The organism is Lysobacter capsici, from assembly GCF_014779555.2.
GTDB classification, from domain to species: Bacteria; Pseudomonadota; Gammaproteobacteria; order Xanthomonadales; family Xanthomonadaceae; genus Lysobacter; species Lysobacter capsici.
Window position 1 is genome coordinate 2,489,868 of the sequence record NZ_CP094357.1, and the last position, 17,318, is coordinate 2,507,185.

Consider the following 17,318-nt stretch of genomic DNA (forward strand, 5'->3'; position numbering starts at 1 on the left):
TACCCGTTATCAGGCGAGGCAAGAATGAGCTCATGGCGTGATCGTCTCAAAAGCGGACTGCCCCGATTGGCGGTGGTCGCGCACGATCTCGCGATGGTCTGGCTGGTCTGGCAAGCGCTGCACAAGCTGCGTTTCGGCATCACCGCCACGCCGCCGCCGCTGCCGCTGTGGTCGACCGAAATCGCCCTGGTACTGCTCGCGCAAGGCCTGGTGTTCTGGCAGGTCGGCCTGTATCGCGGCCTGTGGCGCTTCGCCGGCGTTCCCGATCTTTGGAATATCTTCAAGGCCTGCATGCTCGGCTTGTTCGCGATCGTGCTCGGCCTGTTCCTGTACAACCGCGTCGAACAGGTCCCGCGCACGGTGCTGGTGCTGTATCCGCTGGTGCTGATGGGCATGCTCGGCGCGCCGCGCCTGCTGTATCGCGCCTGGAAGGACAGCCGGATCGACAGCGCCAACGCGGTCTCGGTGCGCATCCTGATCCTCGGCGCCGGCCGCGCCGGCGAGGCGCTGGTCCGCGATCTGCGCCGCTTCGGCACCTATCACCCGGTCGGTTTCCTCGACGACGCCGCGCGTCTGCGCGGCAGCAAGGTGCAGGGCGTGCCGGTGCTGGGTCGGGTCGACGACGTGGCCGAGATCGCCCGCGAGACCGCCGCCAAGCTGCTGGTGATCGCGATGCCGTCGGCCGACGCCAATGCGATGCAGCGCATCGTCATGGCCTGCGAGCGCACCGGCGTGCCGTTCCGGATGGTGCCGCGCCTGCAGGACGTGCTCGAAGGGCGTTCGCTGCCGGGCGAGTTGAAGGAAGTCGCGATCGAAGACTTGCTCGGCCGTAAACCCGTCCTGCCGGATTGGAAAGCGATCCGTGGCTGGTTGGGCGCGCGGTCGGTCTTGGTCACCGGCGCCGGCGGCTCGATCGGTTCGGAGCTGTGCCGCCAGTGCGCGCGCCACGGCGCCGGCCGCATCGCCCTGATCGAAATCGACGAACTCGCCCTGGTCACCACCGAGACCGCGCTGCGCCGCGATTTCCCCGACGTCGAATTCATTCCGATCCTCGGCGACTGCGGCGACAAGGCGGTGATCGAATACGCGCTCAAGCTGGCCGAACCCGACGCGGCCTTCCACGCCGCCGCCTACAAGCAGGTGCCGCTGCTGGAAGCGCAGTTGCGCGAGGCGGTGCGCAACAACGTGCTGGCCACCGAAACCGTCGCGCGCGCCTGCCGCGCCGCCGGCGTGGGCACCTTCGTGCTGATCTCCACCGACAAGGCGGTCGATCCGGTCAACGTGCTCGGCGCGACCAAGCGTCTGGCCGAGATGACCTGCACCTCGCTGGCCGATCAGCGCAAGACCCGCTTCGTCACCGTGCGCTTCGGCAACGTGCTCGACTCGGCCGGCAGCGTGGTGCCGCTGTTCCGCGAACAGATCCGCAGCGGCGGGCCGGTCACGGTCACCGATCCGGAAGTCACCCGGTTCTTCATGACCATTCCCGAAGCCTGCCAGTTGATCCTGCAGGCCTCGGCGATCGGCACCCACGAGGCGATCTACACCCTCGACATGGGCGAGCCGGTGCCGATCCGCCTGCTCGCCGAGCAGATGATCCGTCTGGCCGGCAAGCAGCCGGGCCGCGACGTGGCGATCGTCTACACCGGCCTGCGTCCGGGCGAGAAGCTGCACGAGACGCTGTTCCATGCCGACGAGCGCTATCGCCCGACCGTGCACCCCAAGATCCTGCAGGCCGAGCCGCGCGACGTCTCGACCAGCGCGCTGGAGCACTCGCTGCAGCAGTTGCGCGAAGCCTCGATCCGCTACGACCGCGACGCGCTCGCGGTGTTGCTGCGCATCGCGGTGCCGGAGTTCCATCCGGTGGGTGAACACCCTGATTACAAAGAGTCGGCTACGGTGGTGGCATTCCCCGCCCGTAACGCCAGGAAGATTTGATGCCTCCACGTATTCGCAAGGCCGTGTTCCCCGTCGCCGGCCTCGGCACCCGGTTTCTTCCCGCGACCAAGACCGTGCCCAAGGAAATGCTGCCGATCATCGATCGGCCGCTGATCCAGTACGCGGTCGATGAAGCCATCGAAGCCGGCTGCGACACCCTGGTGTTCATCACCAACCGCTACAAGCACGCGGTCGCCGACTACTTCGACAAGGCCTACGAGCTGGAACAAAAGCTCGAACGCTCCGGCAAGCTGGAACAGCTCGAACTGATCCGCAACGTGCTGCCGCCCGGCGTGCGCGCGGTGTTCGTGACCCAGGCCGAAGCGCTCGGCCTGGGCCATGCAGTGCTGTGCGCCAAGGACGTGATCGGCAACGAGCCGTTCGCGGTGCTGCTGCCCGACGACGTGATCTGGAACCGAGGCCCCGGCGCGCTCAAGCAGATGGCCGATGCGGCCGAGTCCACCGGCGCCAGCGTGATCGCCGTGCAGGACGTTCCGCGTTCGCAGACCGCGAGCTACGGCATCGTCGCGACCGACAGTTTCGACGCGCGCCAAGGCCGCATCCGCGCGATCGTCGAGAAGCCGGCACCCGAGGTGGCTCCGAGCAATCTGGCCGTGGTCGGCCGTTACGTGCTCAACCCGGGCATTTTCGAACTGCTGGAAAAGACCACGCCGGGCGCCGGCGGCGAGATCCAGCTGACCGATGCGATCGCGACCTTGCTCGAACGCGAAACCGTCAACGCCTATCGGTTCCAGGGCACCCGCTTCGACTGCGGTACCCACCTGGGCCTGATCGAGGCGACCATCCGTTATGCGCTCGATCACGAAAAGCTCAGCGACGCGGCCCGCCAGTTGATGCAGAACGCGTTGAACGAACTGGGCGTGGAAGATCTGGCCTGAGGCCGCGGGCCACGCTGAGAATCGAGTGGCACTGGGCTATGTCGACCGGCCCGGCTGAGCCAGCCGGCTCAGCTCAACCATAGCCACACCGCCAACGCCGCCGCGACCAACACTCCGGCGGCGTTTTGCGCTAACCGGCCCATGCGTTCGCTGCGCCGCGACCAATCCAGCGCGGCGCGATCGCGCAACACATTGACGTCGCGATAGGTCTTCCAGTCGCGCGGCGGAAACCGGCCTTGCGCGCGCGCGGCCGCGCCCAGGCGACGCAGGCCGCGCCCCCATCCGAACAACGGCAATACCGGCGCCAACAGCATGAGCACGATCGCCTGGGCCAGCCAGCGCCGCGCGTGTTCGGGCGGGCTGGCGACGACCTGATCGCGTACCGTCGTCAGCCACTCGTGCCAATGCCACAGGCCGATCGCGCAGATCAGCACGGTCGCGGCGAGCAGCCACAGGCTGCGTCTGCGGTAGGCTAGGTCGGCGCGGTGGATTTCGCGGCTCGGCTGCATGGGTTCGCTGCGATCGTTCAAGGCAGGTGGTCGGCGTCGGCGCGGCGGGTCCGCGCAATGCGCGCGCTCGGCCGCCCTCATCAAACCGCCGCGCTTCGTCCATGTCCATACCCGCCGAAAACTACTATCGCGCCAGCCTCGAACACCGCCCCGAATGGCCGGTGCTGGAGGGCCGGGCGCAAACCCGCGTGTGCGTGATCGGCGGCGGCTTCGCCGGCCTCAACACCGCGCTCGGTCTGGCCGAGCGCGGGCTGTCGGATGTGCTGCTGCTCGACGCGCGGCAGATCGGCTTCGGCGCGTCCGGGCGTAACGGCGGTTTCGTGTTCGGCGGTTTCTCGCGCGGCGAAGACGCGTTGCTGCGCGACCTGGGGCCGCAACGCGCGCGCGCCGTGTACGCGGGCACCACCGACGCGGTCGAGCTGATCCGCGGCCGCATCCATCGCCATGCCATCGAATGCGACGCGGTCGAGGCCGGCATCGTCTGGGCGAACTGGTTCCGCGATCCGCGGGTGCTGCGCTCGCGCCAGCAATTGCTGGCCGAACACTTCGGGGTGAACTGGCAATGGTGGTCGCGCGAGCGCGTGCGCGAACGGCTGCGCAGCGAGCGCTATCACGAGGCCTTGTTCGAACCGCAGGCCTTGCACTTTCATCCCTTGAAGTACGCGCACGGCCTGGCCGCGCTGGCCGCGCGCCTGGGCGTGCGCGTGCACGAGCGCAGCCCGGCGCTCGCGCTGGAGCGCGACGGCGCCGGCTGGCGGGTGCGCACCGAACACGGCGAGATTCATGCCGAGCAGGTGGTGCTGGCCTGCGGCGGCTACCTGGCGGGGCTGCGGCGCCGGGTCGACGCGGCGGTGATGCCGATCGCGACCTATGTGATGGTCACCGAGCCGCTCGGCGCGCGCTTGCACGAAGCGCTGCATACCAAAGCGGCGGTGTACGACACCCGTTTCGCCTTCGACTATTATCGGCCGCTGCCCGATACGCGCCTGCTGTGGGGCGGCCGCATCTCGGTGCGCGATCGCTCGCCGAGCGAGGTAAAACGCCTGTTGTATCGCGATCTGCTCAAGGTGTTTCCGCAACTGAGCGGCGCGCGCATCGATTACGCGTGGTCGGGGCTGATGAGTTATGCGCGCCACCAGATGCCGCAGATCGGCCAGGTCGAGCCCGGCCTGTGGCTGGCGCAGGCGTTCGGCGGACACGGCGTCGCGCCGACCACGTTCGCCGGCGAGCTGCTCGCCGCGGCGATCGCCGAGGGCGACGAGCGCTGGCGCGAGCTGTCCGATTACGGGCTGGTCTCGGCGATGAAGCCCGCCGGCCTGCTGGCGGCGCAGCTGAGCTACAGCTGGGCGCAATGGAAGGACGCGTGGAAAGACATGAGCGAAGGAATCAGACGATGAGCCAGGCAACCCCCGAACCCACCGCGACGATCGAGTGGAGCGATTTCGAGAAGGTCGTGCTCTGCGCCGGCACCGTGACCCAGGTCGAGGAATTTCCGCAGGCGCGCAAGCCGGCGTGGAAACTGTGGGTCGATTTCGGCCCGCACGGCATCCGCAAGACCAGTGCGCAGATCCGTCACCTGTACGCCGCTGAGGATCTGGTCGGACGCCAGATCGTCGGGGTGATCAATTTCCCGCCCAAGCAGATCGGGCCGTTCGTGTCGGAGTTTCTGCTGACCGGTTTTCCGACCGACGAGGGCGTGGTCATCACCACGATCGAACGGCCGGTGGCGAACGGCACCCGGATGGCCTGAGCCGCGAAGCGCCGATGTCGAACCCCGGCGGGCAGGGCGGGCAGATTAAGTAAATTTAATCCCGGCAACACACAGCGACGGTGTCCGGATTGCTAGCATCGCGCTGCGATCGACCTTGCGGTCGCGTTCCCGGGAGACTTCGCCATGCGCCGTACGCTCGCCGTTTCGCTCGCCACCGTCCTGCTGTCCCTGAGCCTGGGCGCGATCGCCGCGCCGCAACCCGCGCCGGCCACTCAGCCCACGCCGACGACCAAGTCGACTCCGGCGCCGGCACCGACCACCAAGCCCGCCGCCGCGGCCGCGACCAAGACCGCGCCCGCCAAGGCCGCCACCGAGCGCTGCCGCGACGACAAGGGCAAGTTCATCGCCTGCGCGAAGAAGGCCGAGGCCAAGCGTTGCCGCGATGCCAAGGGCAAGTTCACGGCCTGCCCGAAATAAGGCTTGAAACCGGGTCCGTGCGGTTGCGCGCGGGCCCGGTCGTTCGCGCTTCACTAAAGCCGCGCCTGATGAGAGCGGCGCGTACGCATCCGCGCTGACCGCGGCGCAAGCGATGCCCGTTGCCTGCTTGGCCGATTCGGCCCGGCTCACAGCAGCCCCGGTATCAGCCACCAACTGCGTCGCTTGTATTGCGCCCACTGCGGATAGCGCGACATGCTCGCCTCCTTCATCGCCATGTTCACCGCGAACAGGCCCAGCCAGACCCAGGCCAGCACCACGACCGGCAGCCAATGCCAGACCATCAGCGCGAAGCTGCCGTAGATCATGATCTCGCCCAGATAGTTCGGATGGCGCACGTAGCGGAACATGCCGTCGGTGATCAGGCCGCCACGCAAACGCAAGGTGAAGTATTTCTGCGCGTCGGCGGCGATCATGATCGCGCAGCCGAGCATGCACAGGCTGATGCACAGGCAGAACCAGACCGCGTCCGGCAGCGGATAGTCCGGTTGCGACGCGCCTGAAATCAGCAGCCAGCCGAACACCCAGTACCAGGCCAGCACGCTCGCGAACGCGTTGATCCCGCCGCCGATCGTCACCTTGACCTGCCAGCTCGGATCGGGAAACGCCAGGTCCTTGATGATCCAGATCAGGCCGTAGCTGCCGTGCATCGCGAGGTAAATCCAGGCGGCCGTCGAAGTGTTGTGGTAGTAGCCGATCAACGCGCCGAGAAACACGAAGGTGCCGGCCTTCTGGAAATTGACCACCCAGGCGAGTTTCCACGGACGCGGACCGCCGAGGAAATCCTGCGACAGGTAGGTGGTGAGCCGTCGCATCGCGACGGCCCAGCCCGGGGCGGCGTAAGGCAGAACTGATTCGCTCATGGCGCGGCTCCGGAACAGGCGCGGGTCGATGCGCGTCATCCCATCATGCCGGTCGCGCGCGGCACAGGGCGGATACGGCCAGATGCGAAGGAAAAATCGGACACAAAAAGAACCCCGGGTTTCCCCAGGGTTCTTTGCTGGCGCTGACGCACGCTTGGCTTACAGCGACTCGAACACGCCCGCCGCGCCCATGCCGGTGCCGATGCACATGGTCACCAGGCCGTACTTCTGCTGACGGCGCTTCAAGCCGTGCACGATCGTCGCGGTGCGGATCGCGCCGGTCGCGCCGAGCGGGTGGCCGAGCGCGATGGCGCCGCCGAGCGGGTTGACCTTGGACGGGTCGAGCTCGCTGTCGCGGATCACCGCCAGCGCCTGCGCGGCGAAGGCTTCGTTGAGTTCGATCCAGTCGATCTGGTCCTTGGTCAGACCGGCCTGCTTGAGCGCCTTCGGAATCGCCGCGATCGGGCCGATGCCCATCACTTCCGGACGCACGCCGGCGACCGAGAAGCTGACGAAGCGCGCGAGCGGGGTCAGGCCGTAGTCCTTGACCGCCTGGCCCGAGGCCAGCAGCACCGCGGCGGCGCCGTCGCTCATCTGCGAGCTGGTGCCGGCGGTGACGCTGCCGCCGAACTGGCCGTTGCGGAACACCGGCTTGAGCTTGGCGAGGGCTTCCAGCGACGCGTCCGGACGCGGACCTTCGTCGAGTTCGACCAGGGTCTTGCGCAGCTTGATCAGGTTGCCGGACAGATCGGGCTGGTGCGAGATCACTTCATACGGGCTGATTTCGCTGGCGAATTCGCCGGCCTGCTGCGCGGCGATGGCCTTCTGGTGCGAGGCCAGCGCGAACGCGTCCTGATCCTCGCGCGAGATCTTCCATTCCTCGGCGACCTTCTCGGCGGTGATGCCCATGCCGTAGGCGATGGCGACGTGGTCGTCGTTGAACACCGACGGCGACAGCGCGACCTTGTTGCCCATCATCGGCACCATCGACATCGACTCGGTGCCGCCAGCCAGCATCAGGTCGGAATTGCCCAGGCGAATCTCGTTGGCCGCCAGCGCCACGGCCTGCAGGCCGGACGAGCAGAAGCGGTTGATGGTTTGGGCGGCGATGGTGTTGGGCAGGCCGGCCAGCAGCACGCCGATGCGCGCCACGTTCATGCCTTGCTCGCCCTCGGGCATGGCGCAGCCGATGATCGCGTCGTCGATGCGGTTGACGTCGATGCCCGGCGCCTGCGCGATCACCGACTTGAGCACATGCGCGAGCATGTCGTCGGGACGGGTATTGCGGAACACGCCGCGCGGGGCCTTGCCGACCGGGGTGCGGGTGGCGGCGACGATATAAGCTTCTTGAACTTGCTTGCTCATGGCTTTCTCCGAAAGCCGGGAATCGGGAATCGGGAGTCGGGAATCGTCGAGGCAAAGGCCCGGCGACATTCCGATTCGATTCGTGCTCCCGGTTTTTTCTATATGGGGGCAGGGCAGGGGAAACGGGAGAAGAAGTCGTGCTTCTGCGATTCCCGATTCCCCATTCCCGATTCTCAGTTGCGCAGCGGCTTGCCGGTCTTGAGCATGTGCGCGATGCGCTCCTGGGTCTTGGGCATCTGCGCCAAGGCCACGAAGTGTTCGCGTTCGAGCTTGAGCAGCCATTCCTCGTCGACCAGCGCGTTGCGATCGACTTCGCCGCCGCAGATCACGGTGGCGATGCGGGTCGCGATCTCGTAGTCGTGCGGCGAGATGAAGCGGCCTTCGAGCATGTTGACCAGCATCATCTTGAAGGTCGCGATGCCGACGTCGCCGGCGACCTGGATACGGCGCGCCGGCAGCGGCGGGCGGTAGCCGCTTTCGGCCAACGCGCGCGCCTGGGCCTTGGCCACGTGCAGCAGTTCGAAGGCGTTGAACACGACGCGGTCGCCGTCGCGGGCGAGCTTGAGTTCGCGCGCTTCGAAGGCCGAGGTCGAGACCTTGCCCATCGCCACGCTTTCGAACGCGGTCTTGAGTTCGGCGAACACGTCGCCGCCCGGGCCGGCCGCTTCGGAGGCGCGCACCGCGAATTCCTTCAGACCGCCGCCGGCCGGCAGCAGGCCGACGCCGGCTTCGACCAGGCCGATGTAGCTTTCCAGCGCGAACACGCTGCGGGCCGAATGCATCTGGAATTCGCAGCCGCCGCCCAGCGCCAGACCGCGCACCGCCGCGACCACCGGCACCAGCGAGTATTTGATGCGCTGGCTGGTGGCCTGGAAGTTGGCGACCATCGCCTCGAAGCCCTTCAGATCGCCGGCCTGCAGCAGGCCCAGCGCGCCGGACAGATCCGCGCCGGCCGAGAACGGCTCCTTCGGCTGCCAGATCACCACGCCCTTGAACTTCTTCTCGGCGATGCCGATCGCTTCCTGGATGCCGTTGAGCACATGGTCGTTGACCGTGTGCATCTTGGTCTTGAAGCTGATCACCGCGATGTCGTCGCCGTCGTCGGCCCACAGACGGATGCCGTCGTTCTCGAACACGGTCTGGCCCTGCGAGAACTTCTCGCCGATCAGCGCGTCGGGGAAGCGCTGGCGCGCGTACACCGGGTTGGACGAACGCGGCACCTGGGCGTTGCGGCCCGGGCTGTAGCTGCCGTCCTTGTTATGCACGCCGTCGCGGCCGTCGAACACCCAGTTCGGCAGCGGCGCGTTGGCCATGGCCTTGCCGGCGACGATGTCTTCGGCGATCCAGTCGGCGACCTGCTTCCAGCCCGCGGCCTGCCAGGTTTCGAACGGGCCCAGCGACCAGCCGTAGCCCCAGCGCATGGCGAAATCGACGTCGCGCGCGGTGTCGGCGATCGATTCCAGATGGAAGGCGCTGTAGTGGAAGCTGTCGCGGAACACCGCCCACAGGAACTGCGCCTGCGGATTGGTGCTGGCGCGCAATGCTGCGAACTTCTTGGCCGGGTCCTTTTCTTTCAGCAGCGCGGCGATGTCGGCATCGAGCTCGCCGGCCGAGACGCGGTAATCCTGCGCCTTCAGGTCGAGCACCAGGATGTCCTTGCTCTTCTTGGTGTAGAAACCGGCGCCGGCCTTCTGGCCCAGCGCGCCTTTCTCGACCAGCGCGGTCAGCCACTTGGGCGACTTGAAGTACTGGTGCCACGGATCGTCGGGCAGGGTGTCGCCCATGGTCTTGATGACGTGGGCCATCGTGTCCAGACCGACCACGTCGGCGGTGCGGTAGGTCGCCGACTTCGGGCGGCCGATCGCCGGGCCGGTCAGCGCGTCGACGGTGTCGAAGCCCAGGCCGAACTGTTCGGTGTGGTGCATCGCCGCCAGCATCGAGAACACGCCGACGCGGTTGCCGATGAAGTTCGGGGTGTCCTTGGCGATCACCACGCCCTTGCCGAGCGTCGTGGTCAGGAAGGTTTCCAGGCCTTCGAGCACGGCCGCGTCGGTGGTCTTGGCCGGGATCAGCTCGGCCAGGTGCATGTAGCGCGGCGGGTTGAAGAAATGCACGCCGAGGAAGCGGTGACGCAGTTTTTCCGGCAGCACTTCGGCGAGCTTGTTGATGCCCAGGCCGGAGGTGTTGGAGGCCAGTACGGCGTGGTCGGGCACGTGGTCGGCGATCTTCTTGTACAGGTCCTGCTTCCAGTCCATGCGTTCGGCGATCGCTTCGATCACCAGGTCGCAGTCGCGCAGCAGTTCCAGGCCGGTGTCGTAGTTGGCGGCGGTCAGGCGCTCGGCCAGGGCCTTGCTGGCCAGCGGCGCCGGGCTGAGCTTGGTCAGGTTGGCGATGGCCTTGTCGACGATGCCGTTGGGCGCGCCTTCCTTGGCGGCCAGGTCGAACAGCACCGTGTCGACGCCGGCATTGGTGAGGTGCGCGGCGATCTGGGCGCCCATGACGCCGGCCCCGAGGACCGCGGCGCGACGGACTAGCAATTGGTTGGACATCGTCTACAACTCCTTGAAGGAATTCGAGAATCTTGGGACGTGGCGAGGGGAGGGACGCGCTCGGCGGGGAATCTGCTTTTCGCGAGCGGGCGGGTTTACGGAACCGGTGCACTGGGCACTCCGGCGGCGTCGGTCCCCGCCGGGACCGGCGCCCGCGCCGCTCAGCTCTTGAAGCCGGCGGCGGCGAAACGGATCAGTTCGCGGGCGGCGCGTTCACGATGCGCCGCCTCGGTGACACCGGCGGGACGCTTGATCAGGCCGAAGTCGGCCATGGCGTAGGTCAGCGAGCCGGCCAGGAAATCCAGACGCCAGTACAGCTCTTCCTTGCTCAGGCCCGGCACCGCCACGGCGATGGCCTTGGCGAATTCGCGCAGCACGTGGCCGTAGTGGTCGGACAGGAACTTGCGCAGGCTGTCGTTCTTCTCGGCGTAGGCGCGGGCGATGACCCGCACGAAGGCGCCGCCGCCGTTGCGGTCCTGGGCCAGGGCGAGGGCGGGCTGGACGAACGCGGCCAGGATCGGCTCGAGTTCGCCCGGATGCGCCTCCACCGCGGCCTTGAGCGCGCTCATGCGCTGCTCGGTCATCTCGTCCATGCGCCGGCGGAATACCTCGTTGACGAGGTTTTCCTTGCTGCCGAAGTGGTAGTTGACCGCGGCGATGTTGACGTCGGCGCGGCTGGTGACCTGGCGCAGCGAGGTGCCGGTGAAGCCGAACTGGGCGAACAGCTCTTCGGCGGCGCCGAGGATGCGGTCCTTGGTCGAGAAATGAGCGGTGGTGGTCATGCGGACGGTCGGACTCCGGGAGCGGGGGATGGCCTGGGTACCGGCCTGGACGCCGGTCTTAAAGCGGCGGCATGAATCAAACGCTTGTTTGATGCTAGTCCGCGGGGTGTGGCTGCGTCAATCGGTGGGGGCCGGGAATCGGGAATGGGGAGTCGGGAATCGGAAAAGCGCGGACGCGGCGATCTTTCGTATTCGTCGCCTTCGGCGCCCCAAATTTAGATTCCGGGCTTTTGCGAAATGGGGGCCGCCGGCAATGTCCCGCGGGCGCCAGAATCTCCCCGGCGAGGCCTTCCGATTCCCGATTCCCCATTCCCGATTCCCGCCCTTTACATGTAGAATTACGGGAGCCATATCGGCTAAACCCGCGTCCTGTCGCGGGTTTTCTGTTATTCTCAGGGCCGACCGTAAGCGGCCCGCCTACCCGGAGACTTTCCATGGCGCTGGAGCGCACCCTGTCCATCATCAAGCCCGACGCCGTCGCCAAGAACGTCATCGGCGAGATCTATTCCCGTTTCGAAAAGGCCGGCCTGAAGGTCGTCGCTTCCAAGATGAAGCAGCTGTCGAAGCAGGAAGCCGAAGGTTTCTACGCGGTCCACCGCGAGCGCCCGTTCTTCGCCGCCCTGGTCGAGTTCATGATCAGCGGCCCGGTGATGATCCAGGCGCTGCAGGGCGAGAACGCCGTGCTCAAGCACCGCGACCTGATGGGCGCCACCAATCCGAAGGACGCCGCGCCGGGCACGATCCGCGCCGACTTCGCCGACAGCATCGACGCCAACGCCGTGCACGGTTCGGACAGCCTGGAGAACGCCGCGATCGAGATCGCGTACTTCTTCCCGGCCACCGACGTGTACGCGCGCTAAGCCGCACGCACATCGAGCAATGCAGTGAACGATATCCGCGACAACGCCAACGACCTTCCGCTGCTCGGCGACACGCCCTCGACGGAAGCCGTTGCGCGCGCGCCGATCGCGATCACGCAAGTCGACAGCGTCAACGTCGACGGCTCGAACGTTGAAAGCGCGCAGGCGCCGGCTTCGGCCGGCGTCTTCGTGCCCGACAACGGCAAGACCAATCTGTTCGATCTCGACCGCACCCAACTCGAGGATTTCTTCGAGCAGACCCTGGGCGAGAAGCGCTACCGCGCGCATCAGGTGATGAAGTGGATCCATCACCGCTACGTCACCGATTTCCACGACATGACCGACCTGGGCAAGGTGCTGCGCGCCAAGCTCGAAGAGCACGCGCAAGTGCGCGCGCCGATGGTCATTTTCGACAAGCCCTCGACCGACGGCACCCACAAGTGGCTGCTCGGCATGGACGCCAAGAACGCGATCGAGGCGGTGTTCATTCCCGACAAGGGCCGCGGCACGCTGTGCGTGTCCTCGCAGGTCGGCTGCGCCTTGAACTGCCAGTTCTGTTCGACCGCGACCCAGGGCTTCAACCGCAACCTGTCGACCGCCGAGATCATCGGCCAGGTCTGGGTCGCGGCGCGTCACCTCGGCAACGTCCCGCACCAGCAGCGCAAGCTCACCAACGTGGTGATGATGGGCATGGGCGAGCCGCTGATGAATTTCGACAACGTCGTGCGCGCCATGAGCATCATGCGCGACGACCTGGGCTACGGCCTGGCCAACAAGCGCGTGACCCTGTCGACCGCCGGCATGGTGCCGATGATCGACAAGCTCGGCGAGGTCAGCGACGTGTCGCTGGCGGTGTCGCTGCACGCGGCCAACGACGAGTTGCGCAGCCAGTTGGTGCCGCTCAACAAGAAATACCCGATCGAACAATTGATGGACGCCTGCGTGCGTTACGCGCTGCGCAAGCGCGGCACCTCGGTGACCTTCGAGTACACCCTGATGAAGGGCGTCAACGACCAGCCGACCCACGCGCGCCAGCTGGTGCGGCTGCTGCGCCAGTTCGACAACGCGGTGCAGATGAAGGACGCGGCCAAGGTCAACCTGATTCCGTTCAACCCGTTCCCGGGCACCCGTTTCGAGCGCCCGGACGAAGTCGCGATCCGCGCGTTCCAGAAGCTGCTCAACGACGCCGGCATGATCGCGCCGGTGCGCCGCACCCGCGGCGACGACATCGACGCGGCCTGCGGGCAGCTCAAGGGCCAGGTCATGGACCGCACCCGGCGTCAGGCCGAATTCCGCAAGCAACTGCAGGCCCAGGGCCTGAGCCAGCCCGACGGGAGCGTCGGCGATGCCGCGGCTTGATTCCGTGCGGTCCGCTCTGACCCTGCGCAAGGCCCCGGCCCGCGGACGCGTCCTGCGCCTGCTGGCCCTGCTGACGCTGATCGTGTTCGCCACCGTCGCCTGCAACCGGCTGAGCTTCATCCGCCCGAAGATGGACCGCAAGGGCTTCAAGCAGACCGCGGTCGAATACGACGTCGGCGATCGGCGCAAGGCGCCCGACGGCGCGGCCGCCGCGCAGGGCCGGGTCCAGTCGGCGCAGCGTTATCTGGAAGCCGGCGACCGCGACAAGGCCCGTTCCGAGCTCAAGCAGGCGCTGCAGATCGATTCCAAGTCGGCCGAGGCCTACAGCCTGATGGCGGTCATGGCCGAGATGGACGGCAAGACCGCCGAGGCCGGCGGCTACTACCGCAAGGCCGCCGAGTACGCGCCCGACCGCGGCGCCGCGCTCAACAACTACGGCGTGTGGCTGTGCGACAACAACCGCGCCGCCGAAGCGATGCCTTATTTCGACCGCACTCTGGCCGATCCGCGCTACGGCAGTCCGGCGGTGGCGCTGGCCAACAGCGGCGCCTGCGCCGACAAGCTCGGCCAGAACGATCGCGCCGACCGCGATCTTCGCCTGGCGCTGTCGCTCGATCCCAAATCCACGCTCGCGCTGAGCGCGATGGCCAAGCGCCAGTTGCGCCTGGGCAACGCCTTCGAAGCGCGGGCATTTTCTGAACGGCGACTGGCCATTGAGCCTATTTCAGCTGAAGCGCTGATGACTGCGTCACAAATCGAACAAAAACTCGGCGACACGGCTGCCGCCGCGAGATACGTTCAGCGAATGAGGGCGGAGTTCCCTGACACGCAGGGCTCCGGAATAGGGGATGGCGGTAAGTGATGATGCAGTCGAACGAATTCGCGCCTGAAGGCAGCGGAAGCTGCGGCGCGCGTCTCAAGCAGGCCCGCGAAGCCGCGGGGCTGTCCGTGGAAGACGTGGCCGCGCGGCTGAAAATGCCTGCGCGCGTCGTGTATTCCCTGGAAAACGACGACATCGCCAGCATGGGCGCGCCGGTGTTCGTGCGCGGGCAGTTGCGCAGCTATGCGCGGCTGGTCGGCATCGACCTGGAAAGCCAGCTCAGCGGCACGTCGGTCGCTTCGACCGCGCCGTCCGAACTCGTCAGCCACACCCACACCCCGCGCTATCGCCGCGTGTTCGAACAGACCACGCGCCGCGCCGTCTACATCGTCATGACCGCGGCCATCGCGGTGCCGATCTGGATCGCGACCCGTCATCCGGCCAGCAATTCCACCGTGCAGTCCCTGGACATGGCGGCGGTCGCGCCGGGCACGGCCAACACCGCGTTGCCGGCCGCGCGTCCGTCGTCGGCCACGCCGCCGCAGCGCACCCCGGTCACCGCCTCGATCATGCCGTCCTCGGCCGCCGCCGCGCCGGCCAAGACCCTGGTGCTGAAATTCAGCGGCGACAGCTGGGTGCAGATCGTCGGCGTCGACGGCAGCAAGCTAGAAGAAGGCATCCTCGGCGCAGGCCAGGAGCGCAGCTACGGCCCGGGCGAAGTCGCCAGCGTGCGTCTGGGCAATACCGCCGCGGTGGAAGTCAGCGCCGCCGGCCAACCGCTCGATCTGGCGCCGTTCAGCCGCGCGAACGTCGCGCGCTTTACGCTATCCTCTGACGGTTCCCTCGCGCCAGTCTCCGACTGATCCGCGCTGCGGGTCCGCGAACACCTTCATCGGCCCGACGCTGCATCGACTGCGGCATCGGGCCGGTCCATTACGGCCCATCCTCGCGCGTTGCGCGGCGCTGGGGCGTTCAAGCAGCTTAGCGACGGCGCATCATGGCGATAGACGACCTGCTCGACGAACACGAACAAAGCGAACGCGTGCTGGCGTGGTTGCGCGCCAACGGCGCCGGCCTGATCGGCGGCATCGCGCTGGGCCTGGCCGCGATCGGCGGCTGGAAATGGTGGGGCAACCACCAGCTCGAGGAACACGGCAAGGCCGCCGCGCAGTTCCAGGCCGCCGCCGATGCGGTCGAGGCCAAGGACAAGACCGCCGCGGCCAAGGTCAAGGCGCTGCCGGCCGGGACCTACCAGACCCTGGCCCAGCTCGACCTGGCCAAGTCGCAGGTCGACAGCGACCAGCGCGACGCCGCGATCGCGACCCTGCGCAGCATCAAGACCGAAGACGCCGCGATCGCCGAGATCGTCAACCAGCGTCTGGCGCGTCTGCTGATCGACGCCAAGCAGCCGGCCGAAGCGGTCAAGCTGCTCGGCAAATCGACCTCGCCGCTGGCGATCGAGGTGCGCGGCGACGCGCAGTTCGCGCTCGGCAAGAGCGAGCTGGCCCGCAACGACTACAGCGCCGCGCTCGGCAAGCTCGACGAGGCTTCGCAGCGTCGCCGTCTGCTCGAACTCAAGCTCATTGAAGCCGGCGGCACGCCGGCCAAGCCCGAGGCCAAATCTTGAAGATGAAGCAAGCTCAGAAGACCGGTCGCGACCTGCGTCCGGCCGTTCGCGTCGCCGCGGTGGTGCTGTGCGCGTTCGCGCTGGCCGGCTGCTCCACGGTCAAGGGTTGGTTCGGCGGCAAGAAGAAGGACGACGGCAAGCCCAACGAGCCGGCCGAACTCACCGATTTCACCGCCAGCGTCAAAGTCGACAAGATCTGGTCGGCCAATGCCGGCAAGGGCGAGGACCGCATCGGCGTGCGCCAGGGCCCGGTCGTGGCCGACGGCCGCGTCTACGCCGCGGCGATCAAGGGCGGCGTGCATGCCTACGATCTGCAAACCGGCAAGCAGGTCTGGGAATACATCCCCAAGCGCAAGGACAAGGACAAGAAGGACAAGGACATCCGCCTGTCCGGCGGCCCCGGCGCGGGCGACGGCCTGGTCGTGATCGGCGGCCTGGACGGCGAAGTGATCGCGCTCGATGCCGCCACCGGCGCCGAGAAGTGGACCGCCAAGGTCACCAACGAAGTCATCGCCGCGCCGGCGATCGGCCTGGGCTTGGTGTTCGTGCGTTCCAACGACGGCCGGGTGACCGCGTTCGACGCCGCCAGCGGCGAGCGTCGCTGGTTCTGGACCCATGAAGTGCCGATGCTGTCGCTGCGCGGCAACGGTTCGCCGGCGATCGGCCCGGGCTTCGTGTTCGTCGGCAACGACGACGGCACCCTCAGCGCGCTGGCCGCCAGCGACGGTCGTCCGACCTGGGACCAGCCGGTCGCGCAGCCTGAAGGCCGCAGCGAACTCGACCGCATGGCCGACGTCGACGGCACTCCGGTGCTCGACGGCACCGTGCTGTACGCGAGCAGCTTCAAGAAGCAGACCGTCGCCATCGACGCCCCGAGCGGCCGTCCGATCTGGGTCAGCGAGCACGGCGGCGCGGGCCGCGTCGGCGTGGCCAGCGATCGCCTGATCGTCAGCGACCCGTCCGGCACCGTCTACGGTCTGGACCGCTCCAGCGGCAGCGCGCTGTGGTCGCAGCCCTCGCTGGCGCGCCGCAACCTGACCGGCGCGGCCGTGCAGGGCGATTACGCGGTGGTCGGCGATTTCGACGGCTACATCCACTGGATGAAGCTCGACACCGGCGAGTTCGCCGCGCGCGAGCGCGTCGGCGGCAAGTCGCTGCGGGCCGCTCCGGTGGTCGCCGACGGCGTGCTGATCGTGCAGAACGTGAAGGGCGAGCTGACGGCGTTCAAGTTGCAGTGAAGCCGGGAATGGGGAGTCGGGAATAGGGAATCGGGGTTCGCCGCGGCTTGTCGATGCGCCGCCTCCGGTTCGATTTCCGCTCCTTGTTTCATGATGTTTCGCGGCCCGGGTGGCGATCAGCCGTCCGGGCCGTTTGTTTGAACGGTCTTACGTATTTGCGCGCCTGATCCAGCGTCCTGCCGGACCGCCAACCGCCTCCTTTGTGCGTCGCCAAAGCGCCGCGGCGGCCGGTCTGGCACTATGGCGCCCTATTCGACGGCTTGTTGAAGGCTCGTCCCGAGGCAATCCGAAGGCCGGCGCCGCACC

Annotated in this window: 16 protein-coding genes; 11 read left to right on the forward strand and 5 right to left on the reverse strand. The window is 67.4% G+C overall.

What is annotated here, in order from left to right:
* The first annotated feature begins 24 nt into the window (after positions 1-24).
* Positions 25-1,935, forward strand: a complete 1,911-nt coding sequence (locus tag IEQ11_RS10505; protein WP_036103132.1) for a polysaccharide biosynthesis protein — start codon at positions 25-27, stop codon at positions 1,933-1,935.
* Positions 1,935-2,834, forward strand: a complete 900-nt coding sequence (galU, locus tag IEQ11_RS10510) for a UTP--glucose-1-phosphate uridylyltransferase GalU (RefSeq protein ID WP_036103130.1) — start codon at positions 1,935-1,937, stop codon at positions 2,832-2,834. The genes IEQ11_RS10505 and galU overlap by 1 nt, the downstream gene beginning before the upstream one ends.
* Positions 2,835-2,902: 68 nt before the next feature.
* On the opposite strand, the gene IEQ11_RS10515 is transcribed toward galU, so the two are convergent.
* Positions 2,903-3,364 carry a hypothetical protein gene (locus IEQ11_RS10515; RefSeq protein ID WP_191821000.1) on the reverse strand — a complete coding sequence of 154 codons (462 nt, stop codon included), beginning with the start codon at positions 3,362-3,364 and terminating at the stop codon, positions 2,903-2,905.
* A gap of 80 nt (positions 3,365-3,444) precedes the next feature.
* On the opposite strand from IEQ11_RS10515, the gene IEQ11_RS10520 reads away from it, so the two are divergent.
* From IEQ11_RS10520 to IEQ11_RS10530, 3 genes are all read left to right on the forward strand, one after another.
* A complete protein-coding gene (locus IEQ11_RS10520; RefSeq protein ID WP_191821001.1) occupies positions 3,445-4,740 on the forward strand; it encodes an NAD(P)/FAD-dependent oxidoreductase in 1,296 nt (431 codons plus the stop codon).
* Positions 4,737-5,093: a tRNA-binding protein gene (locus IEQ11_RS10525; RefSeq protein WP_036103124.1), complete on the forward strand. Its 357-nt coding sequence runs from the start codon at positions 4,737-4,739 to the stop codon at positions 5,091-5,093. Before IEQ11_RS10520 ends, IEQ11_RS10525 begins: the two co-directional genes overlap by 4 nt.
* Before the next feature lie 144 nt (positions 5,094-5,237).
* The gene (locus IEQ11_RS10530) at positions 5,238-5,531 is read left to right on the forward strand and encodes a hypothetical protein (RefSeq protein ID WP_036103121.1); all 294 of its coding nucleotides are present in this window, start codon (positions 5,238-5,240) and stop codon (positions 5,529-5,531) included.
* 146 nt (positions 5,532-5,677) lie between these two features.
* Here the strand turns inward: IEQ11_RS10530 and IEQ11_RS10535 are convergent, their stop codons facing one another.
* From IEQ11_RS10535 to IEQ11_RS10550, 4 genes are all read right to left on the reverse strand, one after another.
* A complete protein-coding gene (locus tag IEQ11_RS10535) occupies positions 5,678-6,412 on the reverse strand; it encodes a methyltransferase family protein (RefSeq protein ID WP_198339020.1) in 735 nt (244 codons plus the stop codon).
* A gap of 159 nt (positions 6,413-6,571) precedes the next feature.
* Positions 6,572-7,777: an acetyl-CoA C-acyltransferase gene (locus tag IEQ11_RS10540; RefSeq protein ID WP_096414331.1), complete on the reverse strand. Its 1,206-nt coding sequence runs from the start codon at positions 7,775-7,777 to the stop codon at positions 6,572-6,574.
* A gap of 173 nt (positions 7,778-7,950) precedes the next feature.
* Positions 7,951-10,326 carry a 3-hydroxyacyl-CoA dehydrogenase/enoyl-CoA hydratase family protein gene (locus IEQ11_RS10545; RefSeq protein WP_191821002.1) on the reverse strand — a complete coding sequence of 792 codons (2,376 nt, stop codon included), beginning with the start codon at positions 10,324-10,326 and terminating at the stop codon, positions 7,951-7,953.
* A 161-nt stretch (positions 10,327-10,487) separates the two neighbouring features.
* The gene (locus IEQ11_RS10550; RefSeq protein WP_036103114.1) at positions 10,488-11,108 is read right to left on the reverse strand and encodes a TetR/AcrR family transcriptional regulator; all 621 of its coding nucleotides are present in this window, start codon (positions 11,106-11,108) and stop codon (positions 10,488-10,490) included.
* A gap of 434 nt (positions 11,109-11,542) precedes the next feature.
* On the opposite strand from IEQ11_RS10550, the gene ndk reads away from it, so the two are divergent.
* From ndk to bamB, 6 genes are all read left to right on the forward strand, one after another.
* Positions 11,543-11,968 (forward strand): nucleoside-diphosphate kinase, encoded by a 426-nt coding sequence (ndk, locus tag IEQ11_RS10555; RefSeq protein WP_046656439.1) that lies wholly within the window; start codon positions 11,543-11,545, stop codon positions 11,966-11,968.
* 189 nt (positions 11,969-12,157) lie between these two features.
* Positions 12,158-13,327, forward strand: a complete 1,170-nt coding sequence (gene rlmN, locus IEQ11_RS10560) for a dual-specificity RNA methyltransferase RlmN (RefSeq protein ID WP_036103704.1) — start codon at positions 12,158-12,160, stop codon at positions 13,325-13,327.
* Between the two features lie 4 nt (positions 13,328-13,331).
* The gene (gene pilW / locus IEQ11_RS10565) at positions 13,332-14,189 is read left to right on the forward strand and encodes a type IV pilus biogenesis/stability protein PilW (RefSeq protein ID WP_052756193.1); all 858 of its coding nucleotides are present in this window, start codon (positions 13,332-13,334) and stop codon (positions 14,187-14,189) included.
* The gene (locus tag IEQ11_RS10570) at positions 14,186-15,010 is read left to right on the forward strand and encodes a RodZ domain-containing protein (protein WP_425477292.1); all 825 of its coding nucleotides are present in this window, start codon (positions 14,186-14,188) and stop codon (positions 15,008-15,010) included. Before pilW ends, IEQ11_RS10570 begins: the two co-directional genes overlap by 4 nt.
* 134 nt (positions 15,011-15,144) lie before the next feature.
* Positions 15,145-15,774 carry a YfgM family protein gene (locus IEQ11_RS10575; protein WP_036103110.1) on the forward strand — a complete coding sequence of 210 codons (630 nt, stop codon included), beginning with the start codon at positions 15,145-15,147 and terminating at the stop codon, positions 15,772-15,774.
* Between the two features lie 2 nt (positions 15,775-15,776).
* Positions 15,777-17,012, forward strand: a complete 1,236-nt coding sequence (gene bamB / locus IEQ11_RS10580; RefSeq protein WP_191821066.1) for an outer membrane protein assembly factor BamB — start codon at positions 15,777-15,779, stop codon at positions 17,010-17,012.
* Positions 17,013-17,318 lie beyond the last annotated feature (306 nt).

Coding starts and splice junctions, on each gene's coding strand:
- IEQ11_RS10505 (WP_036103132.1), top strand. CDS start 25: ATGAGCTCATGGCGTGATCGTCTCAAAAGCGGACTGCCCCGATTGGCG.
- galU (WP_036103130.1), top strand. CDS start 1,935: ATGCCTCCACGTATTCGCAAGGCCGTGTTCCCCGTCGCCGGCCTCGGC.
- IEQ11_RS10520 (WP_191821001.1), top strand. CDS start 3,445: ATGTCCATACCCGCCGAAAACTACTATCGCGCCAGCCTCGAACACCGC.
- IEQ11_RS10525 (WP_036103124.1), top strand. CDS start 4,737: ATGAGCCAGGCAACCCCCGAACCCACCGCGACGATCGAGTGGAGCGAT.
- IEQ11_RS10530 (WP_036103121.1), top strand. CDS start 5,238: ATGCGCCGTACGCTCGCCGTTTCGCTCGCCACCGTCCTGCTGTCCCTG.
- IEQ11_RS10535 (WP_198339020.1), bottom strand. CDS start 6,412: ATGAGCGAATCAGTTCTGCCTTACGCCGCCCCGGGCTGGGCCGTCGCG.
- IEQ11_RS10540 (WP_096414331.1), bottom strand. CDS start 7,777: ATGAGCAAGCAAGTTCAAGAAGCTTATATCGTCGCCGCCACCCGCACC.
- IEQ11_RS10545 (WP_191821002.1), bottom strand. CDS start 10,326: ATGTCCAACCAATTGCTAGTCCGTCGCGCCGCGGTCCTCGGGGCCGGC.
- IEQ11_RS10550 (WP_036103114.1), bottom strand. CDS start 11,108: ATGACCACCACCGCTCATTTCTCGACCAAGGACCGCATCCTCGGCGCC.
- ndk (WP_046656439.1), top strand. CDS start 11,543: ATGGCGCTGGAGCGCACCCTGTCCATCATCAAGCCCGACGCCGTCGCC.
- IEQ11_RS10575 (WP_036103110.1), top strand. CDS start 15,145: ATGGCGATAGACGACCTGCTCGACGAACACGAACAAAGCGAACGCGTG.
- bamB (WP_191821066.1), top strand. CDS start 15,777: ATGAAGCAAGCTCAGAAGACCGGTCGCGACCTGCGTCCGGCCGTTCGC.